This window comes from Terrimicrobium sacchariphilum, assembly GCF_001613545.1.
GTDB classification, from domain to species: Bacteria; Verrucomicrobiota; Verrucomicrobiia; order Chthoniobacterales; family Terrimicrobiaceae; genus Terrimicrobium; species Terrimicrobium sacchariphilum.
The window spans coordinates 614,854-631,492 of the sequence record NZ_BDCO01000003.1 but is presented as its reverse complement, the minus strand read 5'-3'; the positions used below and the strand labels follow the sequence as shown (position 1 = coordinate 631,492).

The 16,639-nt window shown below is 57.3% G+C and carries 13 protein-coding genes, 1 tRNA gene and 1 pseudogene; 10 read left to right on the top strand and 5 right to left on the bottom strand.

The window, feature by feature from the left end; all coding sequences use genetic code 11:
* Positions 1-15: 15 nt before the first annotated feature.
* Positions 16-966 carry a Vgb family protein gene (locus TSACC_RS20410; protein ID WP_153811558.1) on the top strand — a complete coding sequence of 317 codons (951 nt, stop codon included), beginning with the start codon at positions 16-18 and terminating at the stop codon, positions 964-966.
* 65 nt (positions 967-1,031) lie between these two features.
* Here the strand turns inward: TSACC_RS20410 and TSACC_RS20405 are convergent, their stop codons facing one another.
* Together TSACC_RS20405 and TSACC_RS20400 are read right to left on the bottom strand one after the other, a co-directional pair.
* A complete protein-coding gene (locus tag TSACC_RS20405) occupies positions 1,032-1,694 on the bottom strand; it encodes a substrate-binding periplasmic protein (RefSeq protein ID WP_075081291.1) in 663 nt (220 codons plus the stop codon).
* Positions 1,695-1,858: 164 nt separating this feature from the next.
* Positions 1,859-1,930: transfer RNA gene (locus TSACC_RS20400), tRNA-Cys, on the bottom strand.
* Between the two features lie 141 nt (positions 1,931-2,071).
* Between TSACC_RS20400 and TSACC_RS20395 the strand changes: the two genes are divergently transcribed.
* The 5 genes and pseudogenes from TSACC_RS20395 to TSACC_RS20375 form a co-directional block, all read left to right on the top strand.
* Positions 2,072-3,658, top strand: coding sequence for a glycoside hydrolase family 5 protein (locus TSACC_RS20395; RefSeq protein ID WP_084400719.1), 1,587 nt, complete (start codon positions 2,072-2,074; stop codon positions 3,656-3,658).
* An 89-nt stretch (positions 3,659-3,747) separates the two neighbouring features.
* Positions 3,748-4,101: an MGMT family protein gene (locus TSACC_RS20390; protein WP_075081289.1), complete on the top strand. Its 354-nt coding sequence runs from the start codon at positions 3,748-3,750 to the stop codon at positions 4,099-4,101.
* Between the two features lie 116 nt (positions 4,102-4,217).
* Positions 4,218-5,753 carry a YifB family Mg chelatase-like AAA ATPase gene (locus TSACC_RS20385; RefSeq protein ID WP_075081288.1) on the top strand — a complete coding sequence of 512 codons (1,536 nt, stop codon included), beginning with the start codon at positions 4,218-4,220 and terminating at the stop codon, positions 5,751-5,753.
* 17 nt (positions 5,754-5,770) lie between these two features.
* Positions 5,771-7,180, top strand: a complete 1,410-nt coding sequence (locus TSACC_RS20380; RefSeq protein ID WP_075081287.1) for a hypothetical protein — start codon at positions 5,771-5,773, stop codon at positions 7,178-7,180.
* A gap of 70 nt (positions 7,181-7,250) precedes the next feature.
* Positions 7,251-7,496: pseudogene (locus TSACC_RS20375) on the top strand (magnesium chelatase subunit ChlI family protein); the annotation flags it as partial.
* Positions 7,497-7,733: 237 nt separating this feature from the next.
* On the opposite strand, the gene TSACC_RS22830 reads toward TSACC_RS20375, so the two are convergent.
* Positions 7,734-8,378: a pilus assembly FimT family protein gene (locus TSACC_RS22830; RefSeq protein WP_075081285.1), complete on the bottom strand. Its 645-nt coding sequence runs from the start codon at positions 8,376-8,378 to the stop codon at positions 7,734-7,736.
* Positions 8,379-8,612: 234 nt separating this feature from the next.
* Between TSACC_RS22830 and TSACC_RS20365 the strand changes: the two genes are divergently transcribed.
* Genes TSACC_RS20365 through TSACC_RS20350 form a run of 4 tightly spaced genes read left to right on the top strand, consistent with a single transcriptional unit; the run spans position 8,613 to position 13,978 of the window.
* The gene (locus TSACC_RS20365) at positions 8,613-9,038 is read left to right on the top strand and encodes a hypothetical protein (RefSeq protein ID WP_075081284.1); all 426 of its coding nucleotides are present in this window, start codon (positions 8,613-8,615) and stop codon (positions 9,036-9,038) included.
* Between the two features lie 5 nt (positions 9,039-9,043).
* Positions 9,044-9,916 carry a PulJ/GspJ family protein gene (locus TSACC_RS20360; RefSeq protein WP_084400718.1) on the top strand — a complete coding sequence of 291 codons (873 nt, stop codon included), beginning with the start codon at positions 9,044-9,046 and terminating at the stop codon, positions 9,914-9,916.
* A gap of 56 nt (positions 9,917-9,972) precedes the next feature.
* A complete protein-coding gene (locus tag TSACC_RS20355; RefSeq protein ID WP_075081282.1) occupies positions 9,973-13,317 on the top strand; it encodes a hypothetical protein in 3,345 nt (1,114 codons plus the stop codon).
* On the top strand, positions 13,310-13,978 hold the full coding sequence (locus TSACC_RS20350; protein ID WP_075081281.1) for a hypothetical protein: 669 nt from the start codon (positions 13,310-13,312) through the stop codon (positions 13,976-13,978). Before TSACC_RS20355 ends, TSACC_RS20350 begins: the two co-directional genes overlap by 8 nt.
* Positions 13,979-14,239: 261 nt before the next feature.
* Here TSACC_RS20350 and TSACC_RS20345 read toward each other — a convergent pair whose 3' ends face one another.
* Positions 14,240-15,931 carry an SGNH/GDSL hydrolase family protein gene (locus TSACC_RS20345; RefSeq protein ID WP_075081280.1) on the bottom strand — a complete coding sequence of 564 codons (1,692 nt, stop codon included), beginning with the start codon at positions 15,929-15,931 and terminating at the stop codon, positions 14,240-14,242.
* Between the two features lie 121 nt (positions 15,932-16,052).
* Positions 16,053-16,616 (bottom strand): hypothetical protein, encoded by a 564-nt coding sequence (locus tag TSACC_RS20340; protein WP_075081279.1) that lies wholly within the window; start codon positions 16,614-16,616, stop codon positions 16,053-16,055.
* Between the last annotated feature and the right edge of the window lie 23 nt (positions 16,617-16,639).

The window sequence follows — 16,639 nt, the reverse complement described above, 5'->3', positions numbered from 1 at the left end:
CGGTATTTTGTGCGGATGGGACAAGTCCGTACAATCCTCCTCACCCTGATAATGCTGGCCGGGATCGTCTTTCCGGCCGCAGGGCATGCTTCACTGCTCTTTTATGCCTCGTCCAACAACATGGTGGGGACACCCAGCAACATTCTCAAGGTTTTCAACGACGGCACCTCGTCGGTTTGGAATATCACCTGGGACCGGGCGTTTGAACTCTATGATCCCCGCGGCATCGCCATCGACTCGGCAGGCAACGTCTACGTCAACGATAGCCAGTACATCCTCAAGATCGATCCCTCCGGCAATGGCACAGTATTCGCCACCAAACCGAGTGACTCTTATGGATACGGCGTCACCGTCGATGCCCTCGGCAATGTTTATTCCGTGGGCGCCGTCGGCTTTTACTATGGCATCTATAAATATGATGCATCGGGACAGCTCATTGATACCTGGACGCTCCAGGGCCAGTCTTTGTCCAACCTGGCCATCGGTCACGACGGGTACATCTACTCCGGCGACACCTTCGCTGGTGCGGTCTATCGCTTCGATCCCGCCGATGGATCACATACCGTTTATGCCTCGGTCGACTCGGCGGGAGATGTCGCCTTTGCTCCCGATGGTACTCTTTACGTCGGAAGCTACAAAGCGGTCTACCAGGTCGCCGACGATGTCGTTTCTGTCGCATTGAACCGCCGCGTGTATCAATCCTACGGCCTCGGGGTTGACGCAGACGGCACGCTCTACATCGGCAATAACCGTTCAAACTGGGACAATGAAATCCTCTCTCACCAACCGGGAAGCAGCACCGCAAGCTACACGATCTTCGCCGATCTGACCGAGGAGCAAACCATCACAGGCATCGCCATGGTTCCTGAACCATCGACCGTCACCCTCCTCGTGATCGCAGGCGCCTTTGTCGTATTTGTCGCTCGTTCACGCTCGCGCTTCAAACCTCGCCCCTGGGCAGAATAAACGCTGGAGGTTCATTTCTGAGTTTTGTTGACGGTCGAATGGCGCGCGGGGGCCGTCAGCATATCTCAGTAGCAGGCTCCATGATGAGCGATAAAGTCATCAAGGGCCGCGAGCACAGGCGTTCTCGCCACAAAGGAAATCAGTTCCGGTGGCAGCTCTCCATGCACGTCGACTGCGGCCAGCCCGGGATGCTTTGCGATATGATGATGGGCGCTGAGGCTGCCAGTCCCTACCGCATCGGTATTGCCGAGAACGAGATCCTCGATTCCCTCCTCGAGATTCGCGATAAATGAGAGTTCAGCTTTCCTGGGGAGAAATCTCCGGGCATGCCAATCCGCGGCAGACCCGGGGACGGCAGACATTCTCGTCACATCCCGGATGCCGCGAATCACCTCTGTATCAGCAGCCCGGACCAAAAGAGTCCGCCTCACCTCGCTGTAGGGACGCGACCACGTGACGCCGTCATTGCAGGCCGGTCGCATCGAAATGCCGCTCGCAGCGACATCCGCCGCCTGCCTGCCCGGCAACTCCCAGAGTCGGTAAAAATCGTGAAACTCCACCACCGGCTCCAGTCCGTGAAGCGAGGCGAAAAGGGTGAGAAAAGCAATATCCCGCCCGTACGCCCGGTCGCCTTCTCTCCAGGAAAAGGGCGCAAAGCCCGGAAATGCCGCGATCCGCAGCCTGCCGCTGCTCAGTGTGGATAATGATGTGTGTGTAAAAAACTGCATAGTGTGTCGACTTGAGCAAAACCCCGGCGAGAACCCCTTTCCCTCCGGAAAACCAAAGCGTGCTCAGCGACAACACCTCTCCGCCATCAGGACACCCACAGCCCGGCGCAATGCCGATATGGCCGGGCTGTGGAGTGACTTCGTCATGATGGCAAAAGGTAGGGAGGTGGAAGCGGGAATCGAACCTGCGTTTGCAGCTTTTGCAGAGCTGTGCCTTACCACTTGGCTATTCCACCGTTAATATACGATCAAAGTAGTCGTCTTTTAAAAAACGTCAAGTTTTGAATGAATTTTTATTCCGAGAGCGTGCAGACGCACGTTGCCCTGGCGCACTTCCTCCGCTTGTTCCAAGCCTAGCTTTCCGCCATGGTCGCAATATGCCCCCGATCGCGTTGTTCATCGCACTCCTTCTGCTCGCCACTCCTCTGGCCCAAGGGGAGACCGACTCCTCCCGCAGCCAACCCGTAGTGAGCGTGGATTTTGAAAATGGAGTCCTGTCACCCGATTGGAAGAGCGAGGGATCGGGCAATGCGACGCTTGTTCCCGAGGGCTTTGGAGCCAAATCGCTCTTGGTCACCTTGCCCGATCAAGGCAGCCGGTTTGTCCATATCCCGCTGTCGGCCGAGAGCGTCCGGGGTCGGCGGATCGCGCTTTCCGCCCATGTGAGGGGCGAGAATGTCACGAGGCCACGCGAACCGTGGAACGGCGTCAAGGTCATGCTGAAAACCGTGGCTCCCGGCGGCACGGATTATCAAGGCCTGATGGATCTTTACGGGACATTCAACTGGAAGTCCTGCGGACTCATCACGACCATCCCGGCAGACGTGACGGAGGCGACCCTGATGCTGGGCATCCAGGATGCAAGCGGAAAGGCGTGGTTTGATGACGTCTCGCTCTTGGTCCTGGGGAAGCTTCGCTCGCGACCAGCTTCGCCGCCCGCCCTCCTTCCCCCGGAAAAGCTCGACCGCCGGACGGACCTGCCCCGGCTGCGTGGAGTGATGTATGGCCCCCAAGGCCGCGAGGAGGACATCCGCAAGCTGGCCGAGTGGGGAGCCAATCTCATCCGGTGGCAATTCTACTGGTACGATGGCACTTTCCCGGAAAAGCGACTGGACCTCGCGCTGTATGACCAATGGCTGGAAGCCACCATGGCGGAAGTGGATCGCATGCTCCCGCTCTGCGAGCAGCTCGGCATCCGCGTCCTCATCGACCTCCACACTCCGCCGGGAGCGACGGAATCCCGGCAGTCGGCGATCTTTCAAAAAGCGGAGTATCAGAAGAAATTCCTCGAGGTCTGGGAAAAGCTCGCCCGCCATTACAAGGACAAGCCCGCGATCTGGGGATATGACCTGCTTAACGAACCGGCGGAGGGTTCCGTTGCACCCGGGCTGCTCGACTGGCATTCCCTCGCCGATCTGACCGCCCACCGCGTTCGGGAAATCGACCCGCACCGCGCCATCATCGTCGAACCCGGCCCGTACGGCGGCTGGGGCAATCTTCCCTTCTTTGAACCAATCGCTGTACCGGGAATAGTCTATAGCATCCACATGTACGACCCGCTGGCCTTCACCCATCAGGGCGTGCTCGATGGCTACCCGGTGGGCGTGGAGTATCCCGGCATGATCCGGGGCGTCCTGTGGAACAAGGAGAAGCTGCGCGAAATCCTCGCCCCCGTCCGCGAGTTTCAAAAGGACTACAACGTGCCGATCTTCGTCGGAGAATTCAGCGCCATTCGCTGGGCGCCCGGCGATAGCGCCGCCTGCTATCTCCGCGACTGCATCGAGATTTTCGAGGAATACGGCTGGGACTGGGCCTACCACGCCTTCCGCGAGTGGCATGGCTGGAACGTCGAGGTCGGTTCCGTCAAGGATGACACGAGTCCGGCGCCTGTGCCGACCACCCGGGAAAAGGAACTTCGCGCCGGGCTGTCAAAGAACCAGTCCGCGCGGGCAGTGAACCCTTAGTGCGTAATCACCAACACCGGGCAGGAAGTCCGGAGCGCTGATGTGTTGTCCTCCGTAGAGCGCTTGAATTACTCTGCATCGGTTTGGCAATGAGATCGAAAGGACCGACCGAATTCCAGGAACGCGTCTATGCGACCGTGCGACGTATTCCTACCGGCAAGGTGGCCAGCTATGCCGTGGTGGCAAGCGCGATCGACTGTCGCTCTCCGCGAGCCGTCGGGCAGGCAATGCGCCTTTGCCCGTACGACGATGTGCCTTGCCACCGGGTCGTGGCCGCCGGAGGACTCCTGGGCGGCTTCGGAGGCCAGGATTTCGGCAAGGTGCTCCTGCGTAAAAAACAGATGCTTCTGGCGGAAGGCGTCACCTTCCGCTCAGACGAGCAAATCGACGAGGCACATATTCTTCCCGACTCGCCGGGTGTACGGCGGCTATTGCGAGGCTAACGAGCCGATGATGCTCTCAGTCGATCGCTCTCAGCAAAAACTCCCAATCTTGCCTCCCCAAATTGTTCCGGAAGCGAGATTCGACATGCCGCAGGGGAATCATGTAATTTCACGGGATGCTGACCCGAGTCTTTTCCGCCGCCATTCAGGGCGTCGACGCTGTTGAAGTCGAAGTCGAGGTCAACACCGGCCCTGGCGCTCCGCAAATTGTGGTCGTAGGGCTTCCGGATGTCGCCGTGAAGGAGAGCAAGGATCGCGTCACGACGGCCATTTCGAATAGCGGCTACCGCTGGCCGCGCGAGCGCACCACGATCAATCTCGCTCCCGCCGACATTAAAAAGGAAGGCCCCAGTTTTGACCTGCCCATCGCGCTCGGCATGATCGCGGCGGCGTTGGATGAGGATGTGCCTCGCTTCGCCCGCTGCCTCGTCGCCGGGGAGCTGGCGCTGACCGGCGAAGTCCGTCCCGTCAAGGGTGCGCTGTCGATGGTACTGGAAGCGCGCAATCGCGGGCACAAGGCCGTCGTGCTTCCTCTCGCCAATGCGCGCGAAGCGGCCATGGTCGAGGGCATCGAGGTTTATGGCGTGACTAACCTCCGCGAGACCTACGAGTTTCTCACCCGCAAGGCCGAACTGTCGCCCGTGACCGAGAATGTCGAGGCGCTGTTTGAGTCCATGGCTCGCGACGAAGTCGATTTCTCCGAGGTCAAGGGGCAGCATCATGTCAAACGCGCCATCGAGGTGGCTGTGAGCGGCAACCACGCTTTGCTGCTGATCGGACCTCCGGGCAGCGGGAAGTCGATGCTCTCGAAGCGCATCGCCACCATCATGCCGCCGCTCACGCTGGAGGAGGCCATCGAAACCACAAAGATTCACAGCGTGGCCGGGATGCTCAAAAACGACGCACCCTTCGTCGGCCGCAGGCCGTTCCGTTCCCCCCACTCCACCATTTCCGATGTCGGCCTCGTCGGCGGATCAGCCAATCCCTCGCCCGGCGAAGTGAGCGTAGCGCATCACGGCGTGCTCTTTCTCGATGAACTGCCGGAGTTCAAGCGCACCACGCTGGAAACCCTGCGGCAGATCCTGGAAGATCGCCAGGTGACCGTGAGCCGCGCAGCGGGCAGCGTGACCTTCCCGGCGAACTTCATGCTCATCGCAGCGATGAACCCCTGCAAATGTGGTTATTATGGAGACCCGAAACGCGAGTGCCGGTGCTCGCCGCGCGAGATCGAGAACTACCGCAACCGCATCTCCGGCCCGTTGCTCGACCGCATCGACCTCCATGTCGAAGCCCCTGCCGTGGAGTACAAGGATCTCAGCAGCACCGAAAGCGCCGAGCCGTCCGCAGCGATTCGATCCCGCGTCATCGAGGCCCGCCGCATCCAGCGCGAGCGTTTTGCCTCATCCCGCAAAACGCGCACGAACGCCGAGATGTCGCACGGCCAGATCAAGGAGCATTGCAAACTCGACAGCGCCGGGCAGGAGCTCCTGCGCCACGCCATGACCAATCTCCAGCTCAGCGCCCGCGCCTACGACCGCATATTAAAAGTCTCGCGTACCATCGCAGACCTCGCCGGAAGCCCCACCATCCAGCCGCCCCATGTCATGGAGGCCATCCAATACCGCACCCTGGATCGCAACCTATGGCACTAAAGAACTAATCATCATCCATGCCGTACCAATTTCACTTTCCGTTGATGATTTTGGTTGCCGCAGCATTGATTGCGACTTTCGTGCTTCGGAAGCGTGCGTGGGCCGCGTCCATCTGGACTCCCACGATGGCTTTCACTCTCCTGATGAGCTATCGGGTTGGTGCTGTTATCGCGGCAAACAACGGCCCGGATATGGCTGCGTTGGGGGCGTTATTTGCCTTGATGATTGGCTGGCCATGGTTCGCCTTGCTTTTGGCAGGACTCTTTGCACTTCCCAGGCACCCTCGACCGGCCGCAATTCTGACAGGCGTTGTCCTTGCGACGGCAGCAATTACGGTTGAACACTATTCCTGCACCGTCGAGCGTACAGTTCAGGTCTTGGCAGCCGACGGTTCCCCGGCCAGGGGCATCGGCCTGTTCGCGACGGCCGAACATGATCGTGTGAAGAAAGGCAGAAAGTTTCTCCTCACAGATTCCAATGGCTGTATCAGGTTCCGCTACGATCCGCTTGGGTCTATCAGGTTTGAAGAAAGTGATTCCAACGGACTGTGTTTCAGCATCTCAAAAGCCCCGAAGGCAAGCAGCTTCCATGATGCCGCACAAACTGTGCAGGTCACCTCTTGGTGGAAGGGAATCCTATCCGAAAACGCATCATATTCTCTCGATGGTAAGAAACCTATCGTTGTCTTTCTTAAGCAGCCGGACGAACTCATTTCACCCTCGCTCCAACACTTTATTCGCGATCAACTCCGTCAAACCCGTGTAACCGGAGCCGCTGATTTCGAGACCCTGGGCTCCCTCTGCTCGAACGCGGAGAGTTTTGATCTGATATCTGAGATAGCCGCAATCATTCCTGCCCAGGAGAAGCTGCGTTCTGCAGCGATATACGCGTTGGAGAACGTCGCAAGTAATTTGAATGAACTCCACAGCCATACCACCGGCAAGACGCCGCCTCCTGAAGCTATCCGCCATTGGGCCGGGGTGCCTCCGGATGATTCAAACTCTGTCGCCTCGTTAAAGATCTCTGAGAAGATCAACGGATACGCCGCACAGCTCATCACCGCTTCCCAACCGTACTGGGGAGACGAGAATAGCTCCGCAAATGTGGTCAGTAACCTCAGAAACCTGGGCACCCCCGCCTTCTCGCTTTTTCCCAAGGCGTTGGAGAACGCTCATCCCCGAGGCCGTAAGATGATGCTCTTTGCCATGGAGCGATCCAATGCCACGGCCCCAGAAATGGAGTGGGCTTTGTCCAGCAATGATCCCGATGTTGTTGCTGCCGCTTATGAGGGTGTCCGCAAACACCTGACGCCCTCCGAGAAGGAAACCGCCATCGCTCGCCTTAGACTACTCAATCTATCGCAAGCCAGCCCGCGCACACAGATGCTGATTTCCAATCTCCTCGCGAATCTGACCGACGTAAGGTAAAAGCCAGCAGCACGGAAAGCGCCGACACTTCCTCCGGCATCCGCTCCCGTGCGAGCGTTTTGCCTCATCCCGCAAGACGCGCACGAACGCCGAGATGTCGCACGGCCAGCTCCAGGAGCATTGCCGGCTCGACAGCGCCGGTCAGGAGCTCCTCCGCCACGCCAGCACCAACCTCCAGTTCAGCGCCCGCGCCTACAACCGCATTCAGAAGGTCTCCCGCACCTTCGCCGACCTCGCCGGAAGCGCCACCATCCAACCTCCACATGTGATGGAAGCCATCCAATACCGCACGCTGGATCGAAATCTGAGGCACTAGCTTCTTTTGGCAAAGTACTAGATTTCACTCACACCACCGTTCCATTTCACGTCTCCATAGAGACTTTCACGGAACTGTGATTTCACGGCAAGACCTTGTTCTCTGGCCTAAACAGAAACCCAGGGTTCACTGACTATGTTCATTCCACGAATAGGAGAAAACCTTCTGTTATCCCTTCCCAACGGAATCACACCTGGTCCGGAATGGCATGGAGCGATCGCGACCGTCCAGTAAGTTTCAATTTCGATAAACCACGCTTTTCCCCGTAAGGCCAAAAATCCGGATAACCGCTTGATTAGGATCCGTAAGCGCTGCCTGATGCGGTAAAAGCGCCATATCGATGTATCGATCAACCACTCCGGACGTTACCCGTGCCTCGCCTGTGGGGGTAAACTGAACCGCTCTATTGAAATTCTGCGATCCGCTCCCGCTGCCGACCTGGAAGTCGACTTCCGCCATCTTAACGGCGCCCGAAACGGCTGGCATACTCGGAATCGATGCCGTGGCTGCGTCTACTACCCGCACTCTGGGAAGAGTGCGGACCGGTCCGACCAATTCGAGATCTGTGGATGAAGCAACATCTGTGGAAGCCGAAGACCACGACAAGAGATCCGTCCCATCTTTTGAGGCAATCACCGCGATTCTTCCATCCTCTCCGGACGTCGATGAGCGCACGGCCACCCAAACATACGTGTTTTGACTTATGGCGTACTGCCTCGCAAACTCCATCACCCCACCGGCCACGTGCAGCCCCGCGTTCATATCATTGGCTCGGCCCCTGAGTGCAGGAATCGAAACGGTGGTCAAAATCGCAATGACAGCAATGACACAGAGGAGTTCAACGAGCGAAAAGGCCTTGCTGGCGATTGTGGGACAAGACATCAGAAGGGGAGTTGCGACAACAATGTTTCAAAAGGAAACTGTTTGCAACCGAAGAAATGAACAAAATCCGATGTTTCTGGGATTTCTGACCTCCTCGCTAAAATATCCAAACCCAATCCCAGAGCAAATCTACCTAAAAAAAACATTGATGTAGGTACTATGTAATCTTTATCGTTTCACTTTGTAACACTCCCCCAGAAAATGCATACTCCTCGGAAGGTCCCTGGATTCAGCTTGACCGAAGTTGTTTTGGCTTTGGGAATCACTTCATTTTGTTTGGTCGCCCTGATGGGGCTGTTCGCTGTGGGAATCCGAACCGAGAAGGAATCAGCCGATATTCTGCAGGTGAGTCATTTGAGCCAGAAACTTTTGGCGATGAGAAGGAACACACCAGATAGCAATTTGGGTGCAAAGTTTCCAATCCCCGCATTGCAGCCTGGCTCAAGCATAGCGAAAACAGTCGTCAATCTGGATCAGAACGGCTTGATCGCTCCCTCGGCGGCTGAAGCTCGATACGCCCTGACCTATCGCGTTGACGCCCCGGCCGTGGGGAGTCGGAAGAATTTCTCGGTATATCTTAATTTTCACTGGCCCGCCCAAGCGTCGCCGGCAAATGCGGCCGGACACTATGAAGTGCTCGCCAGCATTCCCCCTCGATAATCCTGATGTTTTCCCGAAAGCTGAGAAATTCCATCTTCACTCCACTTCCATCCCAAGATGTGGAGACGACTAGCTGGGATGCATCGCCCCGGCGCACCGTGGGCTTTACGTTGATCGAATTGCTGGTAGCGGTGGCCGTATTGTCGGTGATCTTGCTTTTGCTATCACAGATGGTCTCGCTGGCGTCCAAGACATGGAGCACCGGTAGGGCCAGGGTAGACAATTTCACCCAAGCTCGAACCGTGTTGGGGCTGATGGACCGGGACATCCAGTCCAGCGTGCTACGGCGGGATCTGGCTTCTTTTGTAGATACTGGAGGGAAGCCTGCGCTGGCTTTTCTCACACGGGTTTCCAGTCCGGGCCAGGAACGCAAGCTTGCCCTGGTGGCTTATCAAATGACCGGCTTGCCCACGGCACCGGAGTTGATCCGGTATGACTATGGGTATTCCTTCGATTCAACAAGTACGCCGCCTTACGGCACGCATGGCCTCATGCCGGATCTGGATAAGGCAACCTCCCAGGCCCTCACCGACGGGGTGCTCCGACTGGAGGTACAATTTGTTTTGGCAGATGGAACGTTGAGCAAGTTGTTTCAATACGACTATGACAATCCCTCCTCGACAACGAACGCCCGATCTCTGGTTTTGTCGTTGCTGGTGATTGACTCAACTGCGCTGAAGCTTGCCAAAGACACGGGCAGGATTTCGGAGCTGATGGATGCATTTTCCGGGACTCCCGACCCTAATGAAAGCTACGCAGCATACTGGAATGATCTGATTCGCTCCGGCTCCGGCATCGCCAGCCTCCCGGAACCCCTGAGGGTGGGACTCAAATCCTTCGAGCGCCAGGTAGCCCTCCCCATTGCCACCATCCGATGACTTCTTCCCGCCCTCCTCGCGCCAGAACTTACCGTGCTAGAAACAAAGGCGCGGCTTTGGTTACCACTCTGGCGATCATCACCATCCTGGCCGCCCTGCTTTTGTCATATCTCATCTCCGTGCAATTGGACAAACAGTCCATGAGCAACTATGGGCAAGCCATCAAAGCTGAAGAAGTCGCCCAAAGTGCAATGCAGCAGATTGTGTCGGGGCTGCTGCAAGAGATTGATGCAGGTTCGAGTGCAAACGCAAGCGACACCGTAAACGGCATCCGCATCTACCCAGCTCTGACAAATTCCACCTCTGTTCCTGCACGCCTCGGTTTTCCGGCAACAGACTTCTCCACGGATGTGGACAGCACGGGCGCCAAACTCCCCCCATCGCTTCTTCAAGTCAGCCGCTATAATGCAAACTATCCGGCCGGGTACGACACCGCCAAACTGCCCTCCCTGGTAGCGTCTGACGTTTCCACGACCAATGTCTCGGCCAATCGACGCAGGGTCACCCCGGCCCGTTGGAACAAACCACAACTCTTTGGCGCTCAACCAGCACAGCCGTTCTCGGCAAAACCTCCGGACTGGATCTATGTCACCCGGTCAGGAACGCGCGTTTGCAGCGATACCGAGGCTGCCTCTGGCAGCCTCTGGGCCGATCCAGGCGGCGCGAATGCCAATGCCGTTCTCGGCCGCTACGCCTATGTGATTTACGACCAGGGTTCACTCCTGGACATCAATGTGGCCGGCCTGCCTCAGGCGGCCGTAGCCGCCGAGCCCGGAGCGACTGCTGGCAAGTCTTACGTGTCTTATGCGGACTTGAGTGTCATTCCCGGGCTTTCACAATCTGTAATCGATCAATTTGTAAGTCGGCGTAATCAAGGCGGCAGCACACTTTTTTCCCCTTGGTCAAACCTGCTTACCCAATCCGCACGCAAAGGATTTCTCCAGCAATGGGCGGGTGACAACCCGCTATTGAGCCGCCAGGACATGTTGGATTTCCTGAGTAAAAAAGCCGCTTCTGAGGCCAGTCCGTATCTGAGCACATTTAGCAGATCAGCCAATGCACCATCGGCCAGGCCTACTACACCGGCGGGCAGCACAGTGAATTACGGAGCCGAGGCCGACATGGCAGGAAAAGCCAATCGTAATCTCGCCAATGTGAGGGCGCCATCGGACCTCGTGATCACCCATTACGACGATGCCGGCGGCAGTCTCACCTACCCCATCGCCAAAGGCAGCCCGCTGCTGCAACGCCGCTTTTCCCTGGCAAAACTTGCATGGATCACCAGAAATGGAAACGCCTCAGGCATCTCCGATGCCGCCATCCGCGCCAGCTTCGGCCTGAATTGGGATAATGCGAACAAGCGCTGGAACTACGTGGAACTCGCCAATCCCATGCCTTCGGATCACGCCATCAAGACATTGGATGTCGTCGCCGCAGAAGGGCGGGAACCCAACTTCTTTGAGCTTCTGAAAGCCGGCATCCTCAGCGGCTCGCTCGGGAGAGACCCGGGACCAAAAGACACTGCCAGTCCGGATCAAAGTCTCGCAAACAATGGAGTAATGGGATTTGGTTTTGAACAATCCAGCGCTGTCAAGGACGCTCAGATCTTTCGGATTGGGGCCAGCATCATCGATCAGGCCGATGCCGACAGCTACCCGACCATGATTTACTGCCGCATTTTTGATGGCCTCAACCCTGGCGAGGTTGTCAATACATTCGCCGGGATTGAGAATCTGCCGTACCTTCACCGCCTGCACCAGATCGTGATGGCCACCTCTCCCGGCAGCTACACCAACGGGATAAAAGGCAGACTCGGAGCCTGGCTCCAGCCGGAGCTTTGGAACCCCCATCAGTTACCCGCGACATCCTCAGGCGCCCGCCCCGCTCGTTTCCGGGTGCGGACGTATGGCCTGGCGATGACCACCTGGTTTCAATGGATCCATGTCGGCAGCGGATCGACCATGCAGGCGGCCTACAACACGGGCACCCCCTCGGATTTTGAAGGAACCGAGCAGTCAAAAGGCATCATCTATTTTGGAGATCCTGGAGGCAGCAGCTCTGCGTTTGTCAACAACCCGGTCACGCTTACCACCAGCATCGTTGATACTTCGGCAACCGACCCAGACTGTCTCTTCGATGTGCCGAGCGGAGAGTACCCGCATGTTACCGGCACCGGGCGCTCCAACCCATTTGCTGCGATTTATTCTGGCGAGAGTGCCGTTCCCTTCACTCCGAAATCCGAAACTGACAGCGATTTTCAAGTATTTGGCCGCACACGTCCGACCAATGAATTCAGCGTGGTGCTTGAGTTCCAGGACGAGGCCGGAATCTGGCACCCCTATAGTCAAATGCTCCGACTCCAGGGGATTTCCTCAGCCAGCGTCAGTTCCACCGCCACGGACGAAACCAAGATCGTCGGTTCCACTGCTGCCAGGCTGTTCTACAACCACGCTGATGCCCGGACCGACAGGTTCTCTCTCTCGGGAGACTGGCCGCAAAGCCAGGGCAGCCCGGCGACCACCTTCAGCACAAATCGGACCATCTGGCCGTCCTCTTCTGGAGCGCACAGCGTCAAGTGGTTCCTGCCCCGTATTGCAGGCTTCACCTATGGAGCCGGCAGTCCATATTATCTAGGCGACTGGCAGATCAACACCTCCACCTCCCGGGCGCGATATAGCAGCCCGGATGGCATCATCCGCCCGGCCGATGGATTTCGCGGCACGGACAGCACGGGAGATGGACGGCAGACATTTTCCGGAGGGGTATCATCCCCGCGGCGTCCGGTGATCCTTGACCGCCCGTTCCGCTCCGTTGGGGAGTTGGGTTATGTATTCCGGGATGAACCCTTCAAGACTCTCGATTTTTGGTCCGAACAAAGCGGAGATTCCATGCTGCTGGATGTGTTCAGCCTGACCGATGAACCCTCAATTGTTACAGGCAGACTGCAACTGAACAACTCCCCCCAAACGGTAATCCAGGCGGTACTGCGAGGGGCGGGAAAAAATGCAGCCAATCCCGGAACCGCCTACAATATTCCGGACTCTCTCGCTAAAAACCTTGCCTCGGCGATAGCCCTCAAACTCCGGTCGGACCCTCTGCTTAATAACGGGGACATCGCGACGAAACTCAGCGCCTCGATCCAGACAGCTATGTCGAGCACGGAAGACCGGGGCAACAAAACGTACGCCGAAACCCCCATGCGCGCGCTCGCAGCAGTCACCGACACCCGAACCTGGAACCTTCTCATTGACGTAATCGCCCAATCCGGACGGATGGGGCCAAAAGCGACCAACCTCTCCCAGTTTCTCGTGGAAGGTGAAAAGCGCTACTGGCTCCATGTAGCCATTGACCGTGTTACCGGAGAAATCATCGGGCAACAGTTGGAACCCGTTTATGAATAAACCAGCCGCTGCACTCATCTTTCTGTGGCTCGTCGTCGGAGCAGCCCAAGCTGACGACCGTATCGTCTTCCCTGAGGGCAACAAGGCATGGACTGTCAATATCACCTACCGGGAGAACTCTCAGACAAATGAGACACCCGCCGCCCAACGCCCCCAGGCCACTCGCGTGGACTGCGCGTCGTTTGATGGGACCGAGTGCTATAAAATAAGCTGGAGCAACGGGCAGATATCCGAAGTGTGGAGCCGTGATAAAATCACCATGGTCAGGGATTCTGTCACCGGACGTATCGCCCTTTCTCCGAATACACTGATACCCGGTTTGGTAGGGCTTCTCAACGCCTCACTGTTTTCATGGGTTACAGAGGCCAATCCCGCGAAGGAAACTGTCTTTGAAAAACGGAAGGCGCTGCTGTACGAAAAACCTGCACGCACAGGGACACCAGATCTTTATTCAAACTCTGAGGACTGGAACCTGCGACAGGCGTGGGTCGACACGGAAAGTCGGTTGCCGGTTGCATACAACAACGGCTTGGCCACGTTTTACTTTAGCTTTCAGAACACGCCACCTGCCGCCCTGCAGATGCCGGAAGACTTTGCCAAGCTGCACGCCCGCATCCAGGGTTCGACCAGCCGCTCGCCTTCCTGGACGCAGAAGCCCTGAGAACCGCAGGCATCTCGTTTGCTTGCAGTCAGTCCTCCTCCGCCCTTACCCCAATTCAGCCCAAGAAAAGCGCAGGGGATCTGCCATGCAGATGGTGACCCCACATCAGCCGCTCCCGGTCGCCAGTTGATGCATCCCATTTTAGAAAAGGGAAAATCCCGGGAAATAGCAGCTCTCACCAAGCCCCTTGTACCAAGTGAAGGAGCCTTCTCCGACGGGTTCGTTTTGTTCGCAGCCTTTCGTAAGATTGCGAATATTTCCTCACTCAGCAAGACGACTCCAGGCCAATGAGAAGCCGAATCCCGAACTACCTGAGCCGAGCTTTAGCAAGATGTCATTGGTCCCGGCACGCAATGTGGCAGGAATCAGGATCACGTCTCCATGAGGCCCGGCGATCGTCTCAGCCAAACGCCCGTTGACCCACACTTTGGCAAAATAATCCACGGAGAGGCTCAGCAGGACTTTGCCTTCCTTCGCGACCTCGAGCTGGGTTTTTGCAAAAACCGTAGCAGGGGGTTCTGTGCCAAGCAGTTTTCCCAGATCGACCCAGAGATCGTCCTGAGACGGAATCTCCCGCCACTCGATCTCGCCAGGTTCAGCGGATTCCGGCGGGAAAGAAGCCGAGATCATCGAACGCGCATCAAATGCGCCCGTCTCAGCCCGGAATGGGCCGGTCCAGCCCCAGTCACTGGCAGGAACCGGAATGAACTTCAACGAGGCAAGGATCTCTGGATGAAAAGGCCCATCGTCTGGCTTTGTTGTCTCAGCCTGCGGGGCGGTACCTGCCAACAGCAAATATCCTAGCCGCACCGGCCCATTATACCGCATCCGAGGCTCGCTTGCGACAGGAAGCACCACATCAAGCCGGTGTTCACCGGGAGAGAGGTCGCTGCTGAGGATGGTACTGGCGTAGCCATCCCGGGAGTTGGTTTTGATTACCTTTGGCAACCCTCCATTGAGACTGGCAAAAAACACGCCCTGATCCTTGTTCATTGCGTACAGGAGCCCGACACAGGTCCCACGAAACGATACAGGCAGATGCACGCCCGGCAGCTCGCTCGTGAGGACCCCACGGAAAAACCGGGCCGCCTGAGGGGGAGAGGGTTCATAGTGCCAGCCTTCATCATCAACTCGAAAAGCCAGGGCCGACATCGTTCCATCAAGCAGTAGCGGCTTGGAACTGATTGGCTGCGGCAGCGGCGGAACGGCGCCGGGCGACGCCGCGAGCAAAGGCTCAAGAGCTTGCTCGATAACCCGGGCGTAAAAGGCGTGCCCCGTTGCATTAGGATGCACGGCATCGGAAAAGAAATCGTCCCAGCCGCGCCCCTTGGCAGCCAACGCCTCATTCACAGACTTTTGAAGATCCACCTCCAACAGGCCATAGTGTTGCGCAACCTTTCGGTGTCTTTGAAGGTTGACCGTATTTTTGTCTGCAGCCTCGATGATCAGGATTGCCGGAGGCTTGGGCAATTGTTTGAGCCGTACGATCAGGCTTTCCATATACCGGATCGCATCCTCGTCATTCAGATATCCATCATTAACGCAGTACTCAATGGCAACCAGGTCCGGCTGATGGGAAATCACATCCCGCTCCACCCGAAAGATCCCTAGAGCACTTCCTGTCCCGGCCATGCCAGAGTTGATGGAGGTAATGTCGCTTTGAGGAAACTGCTGCCTGAGCCACGGACCGATCCACCCCGCACCCGCCTGGGTGATGGAGCCACCCAATGCAACGTACCGGAGAGGCTCGCCTCGCTTGGCGCGAGCAAAAACACTGGAAATATCAGCACCGATTCCCGGAGGATTCGCGTCTGCCATGGCGATCGATAGCGCGAGAGGCAGCAATCCCATGAGCAACCAATGTTTGAGTCTCATTGGGCCGCGGTCAGCTTTGCTGTATCGATCCCCGCAAGGAGTTTTGGGCTGCGCCAGCCCGAAGGAAAAGAAGCCCATAGGGAATATCTCCATCTTGCCGCCCGAAAATACACAGGATCATTCGTCTGGTAGCAAGGAACCTGGACGCCGACCCGCAAGAGATGTCTGCTTAGCGACGACCAAGGAGTTTTCCCGCACGCTAATCGGAAATTCTCGTCACGGAGATTTCGTCAAAAAGCAATGTTCCCCCTTCGGTTTTTCGATTCTTCAGTCCCATGGCAAAACCGTAAAACTTGACCGGAAAATCCATCACCCCGTCGACCCGATCACCCCAGGATTTGCTGGCACCGGGCAAGGGATCGTTGGTGTTGATCGTCCATTTCATCTCGGTCCATCCGGGCTCGCCAGCCTTTTCGATGGGAACGGAGTACTGAAAGGCTTCATTTCTGGCATCCACCACACGCAAAGCCATTTTTCTGGACTCCGGTGGACATTGCTCCAGGTTCACCTTGACCGTGACCTCATAAATACCGGGTTCCCGAAAAACCACTGCACCAGGGGTCGACAAGCTTCCTGCAACATGCGTTCCGGAGTGAGCGGCCCACGATAGCTTCATCACGTGATTGCCCGTTTTCCCTGGATCTTCGACCACGAGACACTGGGTGTCGGGATGGGAATTGTTCTCCACCTTGACCTGTGGCCCCGACTCAAAGTCCTCCAAAACCTCACTGGCCGCCCATGCGACGCCGGTATATAGCACCATGGATAAAGCTGCTGCGGACAAGA